This is a genomic window from Shewanella sp. KCT, from assembly GCF_007636505.1.
GTDB lineage: Bacteria > Pseudomonadota > Gammaproteobacteria > Enterobacterales > Shewanellaceae > Shewanella > Shewanella halotolerans.
In genome coordinates this window covers 294,033-308,987 of the sequence record NZ_LVDJ01000001.1, presented here as the reverse complement: position 1 = coordinate 308,987, position 14,955 = coordinate 294,033, and the positions used below count along the sequence as shown (strand labels likewise).

Here is a 14,955-nt window from a genome sequence, read left to right as displayed (position 1 = left end):
CTTGTATAAATCACCTAAAAGCTGCTGCAGAAACAAACAGGAAAGGTCAACAGCCCCTAGGTCACTTTCGCATTGGGTGATCTCGACTATACTGTGATTGGTTCTACATAGGAAGTGGTTCTAATGACACAACACGCGCCGAAAATCAGTCAATATCATGTCATTGCGGCAGTGGTCGCCGCCGAGCTCAATCAGACACTTAGCTACTGCAAACAGATAAATCTCACCGCCAGCAATGCCCAGGCAGCCTCGGCGCGGGTGGGCAATGCGGCGCTCGGTTTCAAGGCGTTAACCGGCTTTATCGACGATCTGGCCTCCTACACCATGAAAGCGGCCACCGACATCAATCAACTGGCCCACCAGGCCAGTCGTCTCGCCACAGAGACAGCCCGGGCGGCAGTCGCACTCAATCATTTTCAGCTGGCGAAACTCAAGGCCAATGGCGCGCCCTATGGCGATACCATCAATCCGGCCGTTGCCGCGACTCAGGCCCACCACAGCAAGTTACAACAGGAGTTTGATCGCCTGATCGACAAGATGGAAAACCAGCTGTTTGAGCTGAAACGCAACCTGCGCACCGCCAACATACTGGCCTCCATCTGCCGCATCGAGGCCTGCCGGGTCGATACCGCCAACCAGACCATATTCAACGACGTGGCAAACCGGGTGGATGATGTGGCCCAGTTGATCCGCCGTCGGGTTGACCATGCCATTACCCTGTTTGGCAACACAGCCCCCTGATCCCCCCTTTTACCAAAAGCTAACGACAAGGAGTCGCACCATGAAGAGTGAGCTGATCATCGAAACCCCTACCCACAAATGGCTCTACTTCGGTCGCGACCCCGAAAAACCCGATAAGATCATCGACACCAACCAATACATGGTGGTGAGTAGCCATCATGCCCTGTTGATGGATCCCGGTGGCATTGAGCTGTTTGCGGCCATGCTGGCCAATATCGTCAAGCATATCCCCCTGAGCCAGCTGACCCATCTGTTTGCCTCTCATCAGGATCCGGACATCATCTCGTCACTCGGCCTGTGGGATCAGACCCTGCCCAAGGCCAAGCTCTACTCTCCCTGGCTATGGGAGGGGTTCATCCGCCATTTCGGCATGAATAACATCAGCTACGAGCCCATCGCCGACAATGGCGGCAGCGTGAGCCTAGATCAAGTTGAGCTGCAGTTTATTCCCGCTCACTACCTGCATGCCTCGGGTAACTTTCATGTTTATGACCCTGTGACTAAGGTCTTGATGAGCGGCGATATCGGCGCGGCGCTGGAAGATCCCCAGGCCGATATTTATGTGGACGATTTCGAGCAACACTGCGCCAAGATGGCCTATTTTCATCAGAGGTGGATGCCATCAAACCGTGCCAAGAATGATTGGATAAAGCGGGTGCGTAAGCTGGATATTCAATACCTCTGCCCTCAGCACGGTCGGATCTTTCGCGGCCCTCAGGTAAAGCAGTTCCTCGACTGGTTCGAGAACCTGAATGTGGGTGTGGGGGTATAGATAGGAATAGAGGTAAAAGTAAGATAAGAGTATAGAAATGGCGTTCAGGATGGGGGTTAGCGGCAACATCTGGCTCCCCTCTTTTGACAGACAAAAAAATGCCCGCAGCAAGCGGGCAACACAATCACTTAGGGTGAAAACCTTGCATAGGTAGGATGCAGGCTCCTGATCACTTTGCCAGTTTTTAATGCCCTGTAAACCCGACCAAAGTCGAAGCTATAGTACCTGGCTTCACAATTTCGTTTGCTATCACCCTTATCAGAGGTAACGCACCGCAGAGTCGGCCGATTTCTGCGGCTTTAACGGCGCCTTCACCGCGGGCGTGCCCAGGTAGAGGAAGCCCACTATCTGATCTTGCTCGCCCAGACCCAAGGCCTGATGCAGATGACGATTAAAGGCCAAGGGGCCGGTGCGCCAAATACCGCCCAGTCCAAGAGCGAAGGCGGCCTGCTGCATCGCCATACAGGCGCAGCCCGCAGCGATATGTTGCTCGAGTACCGGCACCTTAGGGTGCTCGGTTACCTTAGCCACTACAGTGACCACCATGGGGGCGCGCATCGGCATGTTGGCGGCCTTAGAGACCGCTGCCTCATCGCCACCCTCCTTTTCCATCGCCTCTACAAAATGGTCAGCCAGGCGCGTTAGGCCATCGCCCTCGGCGACGATAAATTCCCACGGGGTGAGGCCTGCATGGTCCGGCACTCGCACCGCGGCGTTTAAGATCTGTTTAAGCTGCGCCGCATCGGGCGCCGGGGCGACTAGTCTGGGGCAAGACTGCCGAGTCAACAGAAGTTCGATCGCATCCACAAAGATTATCCTGTCATTAATACCGACCTCGAGGGTAACAAATTGGCAAAAAAAATCCCACCAAAACAGTGGGATTTACACTCGATGGCGCAGGGTTAAGCCTTGGGCTGATACTTGCGGGCGATCCAATAATCCAGGCTGGTGTAACGTCCGCCGCCAATGATCAGCAAGGCAAACAGCATTAACAGATAGGTGATGGCAAACTCGATGCCGTTGTTGAGGATCACAAAGTTACCCGAGGAGGTCAGCCACTCATAGTGACCATGTTCCTGCAAGAGCGACTTGGCCGCCGCGAGCTTCTCCGCCGAGGCCATCACCTGCTCGTTGGCCAGCCAGGAGCTGGGATCGGCGATGGCCAACCAACCGTTTTTCCAATGCACGCTAAAGGCTGCCACCGCCATGGTGACCATCAAGGGAATAGAGATCAACCGGGTGGCCAAGCCCAGAATCAGCAAGAAGCCTCCGACAAACTCGCTGCCGGCCGCCAGGGCCACCATCACCTCGGGCATGGGCAGACCCAGGCCCCACTCGGCGTTACCAAACCAAGCCGCCGTGTCGCTAAAGTGCGACAGCTTGTTGTAACCCGCCTGCATCAGCACGGGCGCCAGATAGAGCCTAAGTGCCAAGGCGGCGACGCCGTCGAGCTGGGCGATCCCCTGGGTAAATTTAGCGTACAGTTTCTGCATAACCTCACTCTCTCATTATTTTGTCATTACCTAATAGACCCTTAGCTAATCATTTAAATTTCAGCAAGAATAAACAAAGGTAAGAAAAACTATGACCTCTGCGAAATGAAATAAACAAGAAGAGATAAACGCAACAAGAAGCCTTGCGTTAGCCCTGACGGATCAACAGAGTCAGAATTACAGAATCGGATTGACCAAGTCGGAAACAGAGTCGGACGACCAAAGACGCGTTAACCCACCAGCACCATGAAGTCATCGAAACATTGCAGGTAGTCGCTCACGCTGTGTGGCAGGCTGGCATCTGACTCGCCCTGCTTCTGCGGCTGTGCATTCTCCACTGACTGTAGCACTGTCTTCTGCACAGTCTGCTTCAATAGGCCCTCGCCTTGACTTGCCATCAGCAGTGCCCAGCAGGCGGCGAAATACCAGTAAAGCGCCAGGGCGCTGGGAATGGCCGCGAGCGCCTTGTCATTGAGCTTGGGATGGCCATTCAGGTAGCCGAGGAGCAGCCGGTGGCGCTGCTCACTAGAGAGCCTGTGGGTTGCCAGCACACTGGCAAGATCCACCAAGGGGTGGGAGCTACAGGCGTATTCATAATCGATACACCAGAGCTTCCCCTGGCTCATCAGAAGGTTATGGGGATTAAGATCCCTGTGACTATACTGGGGCGCCAACTCACAGGCATTAAGCTGCTCGAGCACCGCATCGACCCGCCCCTGGTGTTTCTTAAGCGCTTGCCATCGCGTCTTCCAAGGCTCGAGATAGGATATGGGCAGATCACTACTGCCTGCCGCATCAAGACCTGCGTTATCTGTGCTCGCCGCATCTAGGCTTTCGGCAATCATCTCTAGCTGGCCAAAGTAGCGCTGCCACTGCTCTGTCACCGAAATGGGATTCTTGGGCAACGGCAGTTGAGCTAGCCCCTTGAGTAGGTCGAGCAGCAACCCCTCGGCATCTGGCCGGCTGACGCACTCTTCCTGCAGCGGATGGGCGGGATTGGCGGTCATCAAACGGCTCCAATCTTCACCTGTGTCGATGAAACGGCTGAGATAGCAACTATTGCCCTGCGCCACATACAAGAGCGCTGGCGCGAGACCTTGCTCTTCTGCCAGGCGCCAGTTGGCCACCTCATGGTCGCGGGCGCTGATCTGACTGCTGGCCTGACTGTTGACCCGCAGCACCAGCTGCTGGTTATCGCGGCTTAGATGATAATTTTGGTTGCTCAGTCCCCGCGAGAGCACCTGTATCTGTGTGCTCTCATCCAGTGGACAGCCAAGCTCTGAGAGCCGTACCTTAACCGCCTCGGGAAGGCTAACGCTCAGGCGCGCTAGCAAGGTGCTATTCACGCCAGCACTACCATAAGCCGACATCAGATCTCAGCCTCGGCTAACTGTAGGACAAGACTCGGCCTAGTCATAGGAGTAGTCGCCCTGACTTGGCTGCTGCATACTGGTACGCCATAGGAAATAACCCCCTATCGCCATGCCCACATACAAGATGAACAGCATAGAGGTCAGCATCAGTCCCTTGTTGAGATAGAGGTAGATGGAGACAAAATCGATAACCACCCAGTAGAGCCAGTTCTCCAGTACCTTGCGCGCCACCAGATAGGTGGTCATCACCGCAAAGCAGCTGGTTGCCGCGTCGAGATAAGGGTACGATGCCTGAGTGTGGGTCGCCATCAGGTGGCCGACCACCAAGGAAACCACAGTTGTCGCGACGATCAGGTAGAGATGCCGCCCAAGCGACCAGCTGACCACCTCGACCCCGTGATCTTCACCGCCGCCATAGCGCCACAGCCAGAAACCGTAGCCAGCCATCGCCATGTAGTAAACGTTGAGCAGCGACTCCATCAGCAGGGAGACCTCCCAAAACAGCAGAGTGTAGATGGCGGTGCTGACAAAGGCCGCCGCCCAGCACCAGATGTTGCCGCGCATCGCCAGCGCCAGATAGGCCAGCGCCAAAACCACGGCAACCGCCTCCCACGCCGTCATGGCATTGGCCTGTTCGAAGGCCTGAGTCAAGGTGCTAACCAATGCGGACCAGAAATCTATCATAGGATGTGTGTCGCTCCCTAATTGCGCCTTAAGGCCCTATTCCTGATGGGACAGGTCCAGCTCGCCACCGATAAACTTGACCACGAAGACCGCCTTGCCCCACTTCTCGTGAGCGGCTTCCATCTCGGTGGCCAACATCTGCATCACCTCGCCATATTCGCCGCACACCTGAGTGGCCATGGCATTGGTGCGGCGCTCGATATTGGCATATGTGTCAACCCGGCCGATAAACCACTTGATGGGATCGATATAGCTATCCTTGAGGGGATACATGCTGATTTCAGCGGTTAATTTCATCTTAACTCCTTAAGGGGGCGAGTCCTGCCCGCCCCTACAACGATTGGCAACAGCAAAGCGCCAATTACATAAACTTGACGTTGACAGTGACGCCTAACTGGCGAGGATCGCCGTAGCGAATATATTGCTTATCGGCCCAGCCGTTATCCGGCTCGTTACCGAAATAGAAGCCGCGCACGCCATACTTCTCATCAAACAGGTTGCGCCCCCAGAGATAAGCCGACCAGGTCTCTGTCTCGTAGCCGACTCGGGCATTGAAGATAGTATAGGGCTCTGACTTAGAGTCGTTGCTGTCTGAGTAGTAGAACTCGCTCTTACCACTGGTGGTCAGGTTGGCAAACCAGCCCAGATCGCTGCGATAGGTCGCCCCCGCACTATAGGTAAAATTAGGTGAGTGAGCCAGTTCGCGGCCAGTGAGATCAACCAACCCACCGTACTTATCCTGGTAGGCGTAATCGCCGTAGGCGGTCTCTAGCCAGCCTAACGTGCCGTATAACTTAAGGTTATCAGTGGCATACCAGTTGGCTTCCAGCTCGGCGCCGTAGTTGTGTGAGCTACCGGCATTTTCGACGTAGAGGATAAACTTCTGTGGCTCGTCGGGGTTTTGCTGTGAGGCAGAGACCTGCTGATCGCGTCTGTCCATGTAAAACAGCGAGAAGTGTGTGGTCGCGTCGCCATCTAGCCACTCTGACTTGAGGCCTAGCTCATAGTTGTACAGAGTCTCGGCCTGGAACTCCTTCTTATCGCTCAAGGAAGTCGGCAATGACATATTAAAGCCACCCGCCTTGTAGCCACGGGCGATACGGACATAGGCCTGTTGACCTGGGCTAAGTGTCTTGCTCAGGGCAACATGACCGCCCCACATGTTCTCTGAGGGCTCGAAAGCATCTTTGTCCGAGTCGCTGTAATCGCTCTCGCGGCGCTCCAGACGGGCACCCACTGACAGTGCATAGCCATTGCCTAAGTCGCTGTCTAACTGAGCGAAAACTGCCAAATTAGTCGCTTCATATTCGGCAAGCAGTCTGTCTTCCCAGCCGTTATATACTTCGAGCGTGTCGTTGTCTTCGGTGAGTCTCAGACCATAGACACCCACCAACCAGTCGGTGCTGCCATCGAAGATACGCCCCGCCTCGGTGGAGCTTAGACGAAACTCCTGAGACAGCGTGGTTCTGTCACCCAGCTTGTTCCAGGTGTAGTCGTACTGACAAGGTTCACCCTCACAGCTGCGGGCCGCCCAAAACTCAGGGTTGGCCCAGTCACCGTCGTAGCCGTGGTGAGTATCACTCTGGGCCATTGAGCTTAGTGAGACCAGCTCGAAACTGTCGGCGCCCGAGTAGGTTAATTTAAGCGAGCCACCCGTGGTGCGCTGCTTGTCGACACCCGGCTCATCTGTGAGAGTATCGAAGCCGTTGTTGTCCAGTGTCCAGGCATCGTAGCCGTTGTTAAAGTCGGCGTGCATCAGGCTGAGATCGGCCACCAGATCGTCTGTGGCATACCAGCGCAGCTTGATGCGGCCGGTAAATTCATCTCTGCCGTTGGTGTCGTCGCGGCCCAGATAAAGATTGTCGCGATAGCCGTTCTGCTCATGTTGCTGCAGCGATACGCGATACAAAAGCTTGCCTGAATCGCTTAGAGGGCCAGAGCTGAAGCCACTGTAAGTGCGAAGGTTATCGTCACCCAGTTGCACCTCGGCGCCATGCTCGAATACCGAGGTAGGATCGTTACTCTTAAGGTAGATGAGACCGGCTAAGGCGTTGGCGCCATAGCGTGTACCCTGTGGACCACGGAGCACCTCGACCTGCTGCAGATCATACATGCTGGAGATCATCCCAAGGCCCGACATGTCGATGTCGTCTATGATGTAGCCAACCGAAGAGTTAGGTGCGCCCTGGTACTCCTCCTGCTCGCCCACGCCACGGATCTGGAAATATTTCGCCCGCGAGCTGCCGCCTGACCAGTTGAAGTTGGCGATGCCGTTGAGTACGTCTTCAAAGTGCTGGGCGCCCTCGTCCTCAATTTGCTGTTGATCTATGACGCTGATGCTAGAGGGCATCTTGTCCAGGCTAGACTGGCGAAAATCGGAGGTGACGACAATCACTTCCATCTCGTCGTTGGCTGGCGGCGTATCGCTCGCCATCAGGCTGGTATGAGTTAACGCCGCCGCAACGGCAAGGGCGATGGGTGAATAAGATTTTAATGTAAACATAGGACCTCAAATCAATATTGAGATCCGGCACTTAAGAAAGCGAGAAAGAATGCACAGACAGATTGTGTTAAATCTAGTGATGTGGCCCATTCCTACGCCGGTATTAGCCGGATCAGGTTCTAAGGGTTCGTCCCGCGGACATCTCAGTCAATCGCTAAGCTATGGCTTGGCGTTAACACCCCTTGGCGAGGCCGATTATACATGACTCATACAAAGAGTTGACATATTTAACGCAATATTTGCGCGTGATCCATAAAAAAACGCCAGCATTGCTGACGTTTTCATCAAATCATTCGCTCGACTCATTCCTGAAAGCGATTTTTAATTGGAGATAGCCTCGCGCACATAGAGTTCACAACGCACCGCGGTGGCATTGGGGGACAGCGCCGTCACCTGCATCTGCTGTTTGCCGTGAAGCTTAAGGGACTTCCAACTCACCCCCTCATCCTCTACCGTCGCGCCATTGATATCATACCAGGTGAACTTATATTGCAGGCGCAGATCCTTTGATGACTTGCTGATAATGGTGCCGCGCGCCCGCAGGAAACCCGCCTCCGCTTGAGTGGTCACCGCGCTGACATCCACGTCTGAGTGGAAAGAGCCGTTATCGACCCGAACCTCACCAGTGGAGCTGGTCATGATGCCGCCGGTATGAGGCGCACAGGCGCTCAGTCCCAGCAACAAGCAGCCTAACACTAATCCTTTGTTCATCACTATTCTCCTTACGCTGCGCCTTAACATCTATTCAATCAGAAAATGGGCACGGGCGGTGGCAATCAAAGCCTTACGGTTGGTTTGCCAGCAGTTGATGTTTACGTTCGCCACACGGCGTCCCTGACGGGTGATCTTACACTCGGCGAAGCTATCTCTATGGTGGCCCGCCCTCAGGTAATCGATAGAGAAATCGACGATTTTTGGCACCTTGGTGGTTTGCATAAACACCATCAGCTGCACGATCGCCGACATCTCCATGAATCCTGCGATCACCCCGCCATGAATGGCCGGCAGGGTTGGGTTACCGATATTCTCATCTTTCTTCGGTAGCTGAAATACCAGCTCGTCGCCGAAGCGCGCCACCTGCATGCCGATAAACTTAGCATAAGGAACATGCGCCAGCAGGTGACCAAAATCGTTAAGCTCCGTGGCCTTCTTGACGATATCTTTAACATTTAATGCCTGATTGGCTTCTGGCGTGACCATGATCATTTCCCCTCTCCCATCAAGGCCTGTCTGAAGGCGTCACCCACCATTTCGGGGCTGATACGCATGAAAGAGCCCACCGCATGGGCGATAGGATCGTCAATAGAATCCTGATAGGCGATGGCGCGGGTAAAGGCCACGCTCGAAGAGAGCTTGTAACACTCGGCAAAGCCATAGACACTCTTGTTGGGCTCGGCAGGTTTCATGTAGTCGACCCGCAGATCCAGCGTCGGCGACAACTCCAGCGACTTGTACTTATCGAAGATGTTGCAGACCACGGCAGTGCCGCAGGCGGTGTCCATCAGGGTGGTGATCACCCCGCCATGTATCACGCCTGTGTCTGGGTAACCGATAAGCTCACTGCTGTAGGGCAGCTCGATCAGCACATGCTGCTCGCTGGCTTCAAGCACACTGAGCCCAAGTCGGCGACACTGCACTAGCTGACCGACAAATCGGGTCGCCAAGTCGGTCAGCGGGAAAAAATCAGGGTTTGTCTTCATTACTCTACACAGTCCAAGAATAATCTGGGATTAACGCGACACTAGCGGCCCCAGGAAATCACCGCCTAACAGGTGCATATGGATATGGAAGACTTCCTGACCGCCATGCTTGTTGCAGTTCATGATGAGACGATACCCATCCTCTGCGATGCCGGCTTCATCGGCCAGCTTGGCCGCTACCGTCATCATACGACCCAGGGCCTTCTCATCCGATGCCTTGACATCGTTAACCGTCGGGATCAGATGGTTTGGGATGATCAGAATATGGGTTGGCGCCTTGGGCTGAATGTCACGAAAGGCGGTGACCAATTCATCTTGGTACAGGATATCGGCGGGAATTTCGCGTCTAATAATTTTACTGAAAATGGTCTCTTCGGCCATTGCACTATCCTCGATATGACGTTAATCCTGTCAGTATACTCACAAATAAGCTGTTTGTGATCCATCATATAAATAAAGGAGTTAACTCAGTCCACGAGTGATGATTTTTTAGCTCGGAGAAAGAAAGAGCCCACCTGAATAACCAAGTGGGCGCTATGAAAGTAGGCGGCGTGATTGGCAGCACTGCCCTGAACACAGGCGCTCACCGCATCGATGTTAGCGACTATTTAATCGAACGCTAATCTATCGCTGTTCATCTTATCTTGCTGTTTGAGCTGCTTGAGATCCTCGCGCTCGGCTTCTATCTGCAGTAGCTTGGGCGCCTTGAATGTCAGCTTGAGATAGGCATCTTGACGGGTCTTGGCCAGCTGTTCCAATGACACATTGGTACCATCTTCCATGTAGCCATACCAGCGCTTGCCCGAACAGGTCCCCTGAAGCACACATTGATAAGAATTCATCTTATTGGCAATAAACTCTGTCGTCTGATAACCCGAATCTATCAGCGATTGCTTAATAAAATTGAAATCTTCATTTAAATTATCATCATACAAGCCATACTTGTAACTAACCATGGTCACTTTCAGCAATCCATGTTGCGTGTCTGCATACAGCTCGTAATCATTGGCTAAAGAAAGGGGTTTGGGTAACGCATGGGTTTCTACCCTGAGTTCATCTCCCTGACGTTTGACCTCGCCATACTGGCTGACATCCTCGCCCCAGTCCAGCCCAAAAGGCGCCATTCCATGTGCATAAAGCGGCGCTAACACAACTAACAATGCTAACTTCTTCATCGTACTAATTCAGCAAGTCAAAAACTTGACGAATTGTACACAAAAATGGGCTATCTCTAAATAGCCAGAAGCAAAAATATCTCATAATTGATTAAAATATATAAGATTAGTCACATTAACCATGCGTTGACATTTTTCTAACTGCAAATAAGAATCGCAGTCAAAAAGTCGTACTCATGATCTCGAAAGAATAAACCGAAAGTACGACAAATGATTAAGCGCGGTATAAATAATATACGTTTCTTGGTCGCAAAATGATCTTTTAAGCAAATTTTTGTAACAAGGTACTATGAAGCTAACTAGGCTATTCGGCTAAATTCCACTCACCTTCCTTGTTACCATAGCCCATCAATATATATGACACTTTTGATGGCCGATGCCATAGCGACTCTCATCCACGTTCAAGGTATAACCCAGTTTCGACTCAAGCAGCTTTGTCATAGATTAATTTAAACACCCCGAAAGTACGCTTTATAGGCATGTAAGCTAAACAGGATAACTATCCTGCATAAGGTATGAATGGGCGTCCACCGTGCTCCGTCATGCCGCCGATATCTCGATAGGCGGCGACAAATTCACGATAAAATCTGTGTCCGACACGGGTCATCGCGCGGTTGAGGATCAGTCCGTCGATGAGATCAGACTCCAGCCTGGGCGGCACATCACTCGTGCTTTGCGCCGCCAGCTTGCTGTCTTCATCGGCATCGGCCCCTGACAATAAACAGGGGCCGAGAAGGCCGCTAACAGGAGAAAGCGGCCAAGGTATTTCACTGCTGAACCTCATGCAGATGAGTCTGTGCCCAGGCAATCGCCTGTCCACGGCTTGAGACACCAATCTTTCTAAACACACGATAGAGATGCGTCTTGATGGTGCTCTCGCTGACAAACAACTGATTAGCGATATCCACGTTGGTGCTGCCCGAGAGTAATGCCTGCAGCACCTCTCGCTCACGAATCGTCAGGTTATCGGCGCCGTCGAGCTGCTCCTGATCCGCAGAAGCCGACAACAAAGCATGGGGGATCACCGTCTGGCCGCGTAGCACATTGGCTAAGGCCTTGCCTATATGCTCAAGGGAAGCATCGCCATAAAAGACGGCGGCGGTAATGGGGGAAATTAAGAATCTTGCATCTATCTGTTTCGGATAGTGCAAGAATACCACGCGGGCACTGTGGCGCTTCTCGATCTGCTTTTGTACCTGGTAGGCACGCTGCACATCTATGGTGGCGAGATCGATAACGACCAAAGAGTAATTCCCTTCACTCATAGTCACTTCAACACTCTCGGGGGTGACCTTAGCCAGTTTAACCAGAAACTCCTGGGGCCAACGCGTCTCCAACAGATCTATCAACAGTTGCGATCGCGATACCACTACCCAATTAATCACTTTGAACATCCTGCTCACTCCATGTCGTTAGTTATAAGCGTATTCCATTAAACCGACACATATAATAACAACTATAGAATTAAAAATAACATCTTAATTGCGCCAATTTTATCAAGCCCTATCAGAATATCTGTTTGAGGTGAGATCCCTTCACCTTATCTTTCACCGCCTTACTGCTAAGGAAGGTGCGAATAAGTCCCGTGCTTGCTCTGCGTGTGCTCAAAGTGGATAGATGCAAGGCACAGTTTGCAGCGAATGGCCCTAGTCCTTCGCAAGAACTGTAACGCAGCAAATACCGCTGTAAGCCTCGCCCTGTCGGGCTTTGCGACGAGTTGTTCGCACCTTCCCTAACGATAACCCTGAGTCACACTTGCTCGCTGTGCATTCCCCCACTGGGTTACTATCACCCCATGACCCGAACCATTTTGATAGATGCTGACCTCATTGTCATAACCGCTCTGTTGCACATAGGCCTGGTTATCGCTGCCCCGCTGCTCAGCTACCAGAGACAGGTTCGCTCCAAGTTGACTGGCGATCAGACTGTTGTTGACCCCAACCTGCAGCAGGCTGGCCTCTATCGCCTCCCCTTGCTGCAGCAGATACGCCTGATTGCCGATCCCCTGCTGCTGCAACTCAGCGCTGTTGGCCACCCCAAATTGGGTAAACAAGGCGCGGTTCGCGTCGCCGCTCTGGGTAATATCGGCCTGCAGCGCATCCCCAAGCTGCATGATGCTAGCATTATCCCCCTGGGCCAACTCATCAAGACTACTGAGATCATTTGCCCACACAGGCAAGCCAGCAAAAAGCATCGCTAACAAGAACAATCGGCTGATTGCCTGACGCCAGGCAAAATGCCCGGCCTTAAAGACTGCTTGCATCAAATTTGTTTCCATCCGTGGCGCACCTATCTGTTTTTATGGCCAAGATTATCTATCTAAGACGAAGGACTTACGTCCACAAAGAGTATTAAGTCCCGCTAGACAAAGTATCTATTCCGGCAGCAGGCCTAATACTTTTCTACTAATGGAAAATCTCAAAAGATTGGATCTAGAGATGAGGGCGGCGATAAAGCCCGCAGGCTAATGAAGGCTTATCAGCCATATACCCGCCTTTTGGCAGAAACTGAGCACCGTTGGCATGGGCTAATGGAATTGATTAATGATAAATGGAGAGTTGAACTCGCAAATCTGGCTAACATTCCAGTCACGAGTAATAGAACAGAGATAAAGTTGCAGATGGCAGATATAAAAACACCGGCAAGTTGCCGGTGTTTGTCGATTATCCTGTAATGAAAATCTTATTTCTTCAATACAGAGTCTGCGGTGCGACCATCGTCGTGGCAGCTATCACAGGCTGGGCGATCGCCCACGTTTGAATCATGTGGCGCGTGACAGTCGGCGCACATCAGATTACCGTCGTGTGGCTTATGCACTGCGTCCATCTCGGCTAGCGTACCGTGACAGCTTTGGCACTGCTCAAATTCGTGAGCACCATCGGCAGATGGTTCACCATTGGCGTGACACGCTTCACAGCCTTCCATCTCAGCATGCATCTCTGCAAGTTCTTGAGGCTCAGCCATTGCCACTGGAGACAAGGCTAGCGCCGCCAAACCAGCACCAAATAACGCACTTAGAATTTTATTGCTCACGATAATTTCCTCTCTTATGTTTGGCGATGTGGGTGTAGTTGTTATGTCCCATCCTGCCTTGTTCCTGATTGCACAACTTAGCTTAAAATAGCTAAGGTTTTGCAAATAGGCAAATTTCTCTTGCGGGCATACTAACAATAGCAACTCGTTAAAAATGTGCACTTAATCAAATATCTATGCCGCAAGCCTCATACTCACAGATAAACATGATCCACATCACACTACGGCTATGCAAATGAGCATTTCTCGTTGCCGCTCAAAAAGGCAAAACCGCAACTGCAAATAAAGGATATAAAAAACGGGAGCCTAGGCTCCCGTTTTATCAATCGACAATCGATTATTGTGCGCGCAGTGCTTCGATACGCTTTTCCAGTGGCGGATGACTCATCATCAGTTCGGCCATCGACTTCTTACCATTGATACCAAAGGCGGCCATCTGTGCTGGCATGGCACCAGTTTCAGGGCCTTGACGCAATCTGTCCAGCGCCGCAATCATCTTATGCTTACCAGCCAACTGAGCGCCGCCGGCATCGGCCTTGAACTCACGAACACGTGAGAAGTAAGCCACTATCATAGATGCCAGGATACCAAACAGCATATCCAACACGAAGACGACTGCCATGTAGGCAAACATGCCCAGGCCTTCGCCCTCTTCGTCGTTGCTGGCAACGAAGTTGTCGATAATGCTCGCCACCACGCGGGCCGCGAAGATCACGAAGGTGTTCACCACGCCCTGGATCAGAGTCAGGGTCACCATGTCGCCGTTGGCCACGTGGCTCACCTCATGGGCCAATACGCCTTCGATCTCATCTTGGGTCATGCCGTAAAGCAGTCCGCTACTGACGGCGACCAGAGAGTTGTCCTTACTCGGGCCTGTGGCAAAGGCGTTTAGCTCAGGTGACTGGTAGATGGCCACCTCAGGCATCTTGATACCCGCCTGCTCAGCCTGACGCGCAACGGTTTCAACCAACCAGCGCTCCATGTTGTCGCGTGGAGTGGTGATCACTTCACAACCCATGGTCTTCTTCGCCATCCACTTAGAAATCGCTAAGCTGATAAAGGCGCCGCCGAAACCGAAGATGGCGGCAAAGACCAATAGCCCGCCCATGGTCGAGGTGTTAACCCCTAAAATAGACATCACAATTGAAGCGACCAGCAAGATTGCCATGTTTGTCGCGATCAATAAGAAAATACGTTTCATGTAAGCTCCTATAAGCCCTGTATGAGACACCCTATGTGTCATCAGCCTCTCTTAACGACATAATATGTCCGATAAGTCAGAGTTCAAGGGTTGAACGTAAAAATATTTTTGGTGGGTACGATTGAGTGCGCAGCCACGCCAAAAAGTGTAGACCTTGGCGTGGAGTCTAGAAGCCCTATATTAAGCCAATCTTAAATTTATCGGCTTTGGCGGGATAAGCCGTTAATCTTTATTAATAATTCCTCCAGTAATCAGAGAGTGGTGTTTTGTTAATCAAAGG

The 14,955-nt window shown here is 52.3% G+C and carries 18 protein-coding genes and 1 riboswitch; of the genes, 2 read left to right on the top strand and 16 right to left on the bottom strand.

All coding sequences use genetic code 11. The features are described 5' to 3' along the window. Positions 1–123: 123 nt before the first annotated feature. Both AYI87_RS01410 and AYI87_RS01405 read left to right on the top strand, forming a co-directional pair. Positions 124–741, top strand: a complete 618-nt coding sequence (locus AYI87_RS01410) for a chemotaxis protein (protein WP_144198960.1) — start codon at positions 124–126, stop codon at positions 739–741. Positions 742–781: 40 nt separating this feature from the next. After that, a complete protein-coding gene (locus tag AYI87_RS01405; RefSeq protein WP_011865540.1) occupies positions 782–1,513 on the top strand; it encodes an MBL fold metallo-hydrolase in 732 nt (243 codons plus the stop codon). Between the two features lie 258 nt (positions 1,514–1,771). Here AYI87_RS01405 and AYI87_RS01400 read toward each other — a convergent pair whose 3' ends face one another. The 16 genes from AYI87_RS01400 to htpX form a co-directional block, all read right to left on the bottom strand. Next, positions 1,772–2,320 (bottom strand): NAD(P)H nitroreductase, encoded by a 549-nt coding sequence (locus AYI87_RS01400; protein WP_144198958.1) that lies wholly within the window; start codon positions 2,318–2,320, stop codon positions 1,772–1,774. Between the two features lie 95 nt (positions 2,321–2,415). After that, on the bottom strand, positions 2,416–3,006 hold the full coding sequence (locus AYI87_RS01395; RefSeq protein WP_144198956.1) for a DoxX family protein: 591 nt from the start codon (positions 3,004–3,006) through the stop codon (positions 2,416–2,418). A gap of 230 nt (positions 3,007–3,236) precedes the next feature. After that, positions 3,237–4,352 carry a phosphotransferase gene (locus AYI87_RS01390; protein ID WP_186300527.1) on the bottom strand — a complete coding sequence of 372 codons (1,116 nt, stop codon included), beginning with the start codon at positions 4,350–4,352 and terminating at the stop codon, positions 3,237–3,239. A 63-nt stretch (positions 4,353–4,415) separates the two neighbouring features. After that, positions 4,416–5,063, bottom strand: a complete 648-nt coding sequence (gene pnuC / locus AYI87_RS01385; RefSeq protein ID WP_144198952.1) for a nicotinamide riboside transporter PnuC — start codon at positions 5,061–5,063, stop codon at positions 4,416–4,418. A 36-nt stretch (positions 5,064–5,099) separates the two neighbouring features. Further along, the gene (locus tag AYI87_RS01380; protein ID WP_144198950.1) at positions 5,100–5,360 is read right to left on the bottom strand and encodes a YkoF family thiamine/hydroxymethylpyrimidine-binding protein; all 261 of its coding nucleotides are present in this window, start codon (positions 5,358–5,360) and stop codon (positions 5,100–5,102) included. A gap of 64 nt (positions 5,361–5,424) precedes the next feature. After that, positions 5,425–7,566, bottom strand: coding sequence for a TonB-dependent receptor (locus AYI87_RS01375; RefSeq protein WP_144198948.1), 2,142 nt, complete (start codon positions 7,564–7,566; stop codon positions 5,425–5,427). A 72-nt stretch (positions 7,567–7,638) separates the two neighbouring features. After that, a riboswitch (TPP riboswitch) is annotated at positions 7,639–7,759 on the bottom strand. A gap of 128 nt (positions 7,760–7,887) precedes the next feature. Then, a complete protein-coding gene (locus tag AYI87_RS01370) occupies positions 7,888–8,277 on the bottom strand; it encodes a YcfL family protein (protein ID WP_144198946.1) in 390 nt (129 codons plus the stop codon). A gap of 30 nt (positions 8,278–8,307) precedes the next feature. Continuing rightward, complete coding sequence (locus tag AYI87_RS01365) at positions 8,308–8,772, bottom strand: PaaI family thioesterase (RefSeq protein WP_144198944.1); 465 nt, start codon at positions 8,770–8,772, stop codon at positions 8,308–8,310. Beyond that, a complete protein-coding gene (locus AYI87_RS01360; RefSeq protein ID WP_011865531.1) occupies positions 8,769–9,266 on the bottom strand; it encodes a PaaI family thioesterase in 498 nt (165 codons plus the stop codon). The genes AYI87_RS01365 and AYI87_RS01360 overlap by 4 nt, the downstream gene beginning before the upstream one ends. Before the next feature lie 30 nt (positions 9,267–9,296). Further along, the gene (gene hinT, locus AYI87_RS01355) at positions 9,297–9,647 is read right to left on the bottom strand and encodes a purine nucleoside phosphoramidase (protein ID WP_011865530.1); all 351 of its coding nucleotides are present in this window, start codon (positions 9,645–9,647) and stop codon (positions 9,297–9,299) included. Positions 9,648–9,874: 227 nt separating this feature from the next. After that, on the bottom strand, positions 9,875–10,390 hold the full coding sequence (locus AYI87_RS01350; RefSeq protein ID WP_144198942.1) for a hypothetical protein: 516 nt from the start codon (positions 10,388–10,390) through the stop codon (positions 9,875–9,877). 550 nt (positions 10,391–10,940) lie between these two features. Beyond that, positions 10,941–11,159, bottom strand: coding sequence for a curli production assembly/transport protein CsgE (locus AYI87_RS01345; RefSeq protein ID WP_260865045.1), 219 nt, complete (start codon positions 11,157–11,159; stop codon positions 10,941–10,943). A 49-nt stretch (positions 11,160–11,208) separates the two neighbouring features. Further along, positions 11,209–11,835 (bottom strand): LuxR C-terminal-related transcriptional regulator, encoded by a 627-nt coding sequence (locus AYI87_RS01340; protein WP_144198940.1) that lies wholly within the window; start codon positions 11,833–11,835, stop codon positions 11,209–11,211. Between the two features lie 338 nt (positions 11,836–12,173). Continuing rightward, positions 12,174–12,704 (bottom strand): curlin, encoded by a 531-nt coding sequence (locus tag AYI87_RS01335; protein WP_260865044.1) that lies wholly within the window; start codon positions 12,702–12,704, stop codon positions 12,174–12,176. Between the two features lie 419 nt (positions 12,705–13,123). After that, a complete protein-coding gene (gene cctA, locus AYI87_RS01330; RefSeq protein ID WP_144198938.1) occupies positions 13,124–13,474 on the bottom strand; it encodes a tetraheme c-type cytochrome CctA in 351 nt (116 codons plus the stop codon). A gap of 337 nt (positions 13,475–13,811) precedes the next feature. Then, complete coding sequence (htpX, locus tag AYI87_RS01325) at positions 13,812–14,675, bottom strand: protease HtpX (protein WP_144198936.1); 864 nt, start codon at positions 14,673–14,675, stop codon at positions 13,812–13,814. Positions 14,676–14,955: the final 280 nt, after the last annotated feature.